The sequence below is a fragment of the Mucilaginibacter sp. genome (assembly GCF_036383575.1).
GTDB lineage: Bacteria > Bacteroidota > Bacteroidia > Sphingobacteriales > Sphingobacteriaceae > Mucilaginibacter.
This window is the reverse complement of record NZ_DASVOB010000551.1, coordinates 1-2,815: the sequence shown is the minus strand read 5'-3', so window position 1 is coordinate 2,815 and position 2,815 is coordinate 1. Positions and strand designations below refer to the sequence as shown.

2 protein-coding genes are annotated in these 2,815 nt (G+C 47.1%); both read left to right on the top strand.

Translation table 11 applies throughout. From position 1 onward, the window contains the following. Nucleotides 1-2,068: hypothetical protein (locus VF500_RS19565; protein ID WP_330861296.1), on the top strand; the 2,068-nt coding region annotated here is incomplete at its 5' end. A 5-nt stretch (nt 2,069-2,073) separates the two neighbouring features. Further along, a partial coding sequence (locus tag VF500_RS19560) for a glycoside hydrolase N-terminal domain-containing protein (protein ID WP_330861295.1) occupies nt 2,074-2,815 on the top strand: 742 nt, incomplete at its 3' end.

The following is a 2,815-nucleotide window of genomic DNA, read 5'->3' as shown; positions in this document are numbered from 1 at the left end:
TACCTTTAAGAAAAACGAAGAGATCTACAGCTTTTTGGCCGATGAAGCTGATAAGCGCGGCATCTGGCTTATCCAGGGTTTTTACAACATCATCGTATCAAAACCATTCGCCGAAAAAAATAACCTGAAAACGCAGGACAGGAACCGGCACATCGTACCCATTATTGCCGATTATACCCGTAAATCTATCGCGGCCTTTGTACAGAAATACCCTAACGTAGGTTTGCTGGTTACGCTGGGCGAAGCCATGGAGGGTGTTGGGCAGGACGATGTCGATTGGTTTACCCAAACGATAATTCCGGGAGTAAAGGACGGTTTGAAAGCTTTAGGCCGTACCGATGAACCGCCGATCGTGCTTCGGGCACATGATACCGACGCGCCCAATGTAATGAAATACGCCAAACCACTTTATTCAAATCTATATACCGAGGCAAAATACAATGGCGAAGCGCTAACCACCTATGAGCCGCATGGCCCCTGGGCCGATCTGCATCGCACCCTAAGCAGCATTGGCACCGTGCAGATAGAGAATGTTCATATCATGGCCAACCTGGAGCCTTTCCGTTATGGCTCGGCCGATTTTATCCAAAAATGCGTGCAGGCCATGCATACTGTTTATGGTGCGAACGCTCTGCACCTATATCCGCAGGCATCTTATTGGGATTGGCCTTACACTGCTGATAACACGGGCGGAAAGCGTTTGTTGCAGTTGGACAGGGACTGGATCTGGTACAAGGCCTGGTCGCGCTATGCCTGGGATAGTAAGCGAGACAGGGTCGGAGAAATCCGTTACTGGGCAAAGCAACTGGCCGATAAATATGGATGCGATCAGGCTAACGGCGAGGCAATTTTAAAAGCTTACGAAGAGTCGGGCAATATCTCGCCCGAACTATTGCGCCGTTTTGGCATCACCGATGGTAACCGCCAAACCATGACCCTGGGGATGCTGATGAGCCAATTGGTTAATCCCGAAAAATACGGTCTGTTCTCTTTGTTGTATAATTCGGAAGGGCCTGTTGGTGAAATGATGAGTGAGTATGCTGAAAAGGAGTGGAAGCACCAGCCGCATGTAGGCGAAACACCGGTTAAGGTTATTGACAGTGTGATATTGCAAGGCAAAAGAGCTGTTGAGGCTATTGACAAAGCCTCTCCTCAGGTAAGTAAAGACAGTGCGGAGTTTGATCGCTTAAAAAACGATATGTATTGCTATAGTGCTATGGCCAATAGCTATGCTTATAAGGCAAAGGCAGCTTTATGGGTACTGCGCTATAAATATTCGGATAGTGTTGCCGATCTGGAAAAGGCGCTACCCGAGCTGCAAACCAGCCTGGATTATTATAAACAACTGGTGAAGTTAACCGAAAATACTTACCTGTATGCCAACAGCATGCAGACTAAGCAGCGCAAAATCCCGGTTGGTGGTAATGATGCCAAAATGAAAACCTGGGTTGAGCTTTTGCCTGTTTATCAAAAGGAACTGGACAACTTTAAACGGAATATCGATTCGCTGAAATCGCCGCAAACACAACAAAAGCAAAAGGAGGTTACGGTTTTGAAGGATGAACCTGTGAAGCTTGAAAATAGTGGCAGTGGTAGTAGCAGTTATCAGGTAAATTCAGGCGAAGCGGTTTATGCCGATACAACTGCCCTGATAAAAAATACCGCAAAAGAACTGGCAGGTTTAAAAGGGATCAAGCTATCCAAGGCAGATCAGCAGAAGAATGGTACAACCATCAGTTTTAAAAATGATAAACCGGTAAAAGTGCTGGTTGGCTTTTTTAACAACAAAATGCCGCAGTACCTGCCCGAGCCTCAATTGGAAACAGATGCCAGTGCGAATGATTATGGCCAGGCCGATATCAAGATTGCCAATGCTATTCAAATTGATGGCTTGCCGCCCGTAAATATCCATACGTACACCTTTAAAGCCGGGGCAAATACCCTTACCTTAGGTAAAGGCGCGGCGCTGGTTTTGGGTATTGTTGATGCAGACGCCAATGTACCGGTTTATGATGCAGGCTTGAGTAATGAAGGTAATATCAAAGATTTACGCTGGCTTTTTAATTGAGACTTATGAAAAGCAGGAAGAATTTAGTTGTCGTAATGCTCATGTTTGGGGTTGTGCGGGTATTTGCCCAATCACAACCACTAAAGCTTTGGTATAAACAGCCCGCCCAAAAATGGACTGATGCTTTGCCTATCGGCAACGGCCGCATAGGGGGCATGATCTATGGCGGGGGGGCTGAAGACCATATCCAATACAACGAACAAACCCTATGGACAGGCGGCCCGCGCGACTATAACCGTAAAGGAGCCGTGAAATATTTGGAGCCTATCCGCAAACTGCTTTCCGAAGGTAAACAAGCCGAAGCGGAGGCAATGGCCCAGCAGCATTTTATGGGCATGAAGAGCAATGAGTTGGGTTATGCTGCTGATTCGGCAAAGTGGTTTAACGCGATGAAGGCCAGTCGCCCGCCGCTTGAGAGTAAGGAATGGACACCCATTACATTGCCAACCGAGCAGGGCTGGGAAACAACGGCCGGTTTGGAGGGGCTGGATGGTGCAGTTTGGTTCACGACGACTGTTAATGTACCTGCTGATTGGAAAGGGAAAAACCTGGTGTTAAATCTTGGGCGCATCCGCGATATTGATTTTACTTACATTAATGGGAAGCGCATTGGCTCCACCAATGGCACTGCTTACCGCAAATACACTATTCCCGCTGCCGACTTGCATTTCGGCAGTAATCAGCTATCTGTTCTGGTGGTTAATTTTTATGATAAAGGCGGATTCACCAGTAACGCCAAAACTTTAT